Here is a 303-nt window from a genome sequence, read left to right on the forward strand (position 1 = left end):
GCTTTTGAATAGCTACTTGTCTCTATATCAATGATCTCTACGGTCAGCGAAGCATTGGATAGTGGAAGAGTCAGTAATTGATCCAAAATGGACTTGGAGAGCATCGTTTTATTGCTTTCGTTACGCCCAGACAAAATACGCACAGAGACATGCACGAAGTCTTCTTTTACTTCACCAGTTTGGTAATGCTGGTAGGCAAGGCTGCGTACTTTGATGTCTTCTCCTGTTGGTGAGAACAACTGAGATTCCATCGCGCCGAGAAACACTTTCTGATTGAGTTGCTGACCATCAATAGTGGATGAG

General features: G+C 43.6%; 1 protein-coding gene. It reads right to left on the minus strand.

The window, feature by feature from the left end:
• A partial coding sequence (locus tag AB4512_RS23620) for a 5-carboxymethyl-2-hydroxymuconate isomerase (protein WP_372175947.1) occupies nt 1–303 on the minus strand: 303 nt, incomplete at both ends.

Origin of the sequence: Vibrio sp. 10N.222.52.B7, assembly GCF_041474275.1 — a bacterium.
Taxonomy (GTDB): Bacteria; Pseudomonadota; Gammaproteobacteria; order Enterobacterales; family Vibrionaceae; genus Vibrio; species Vibrio crassostreae_C.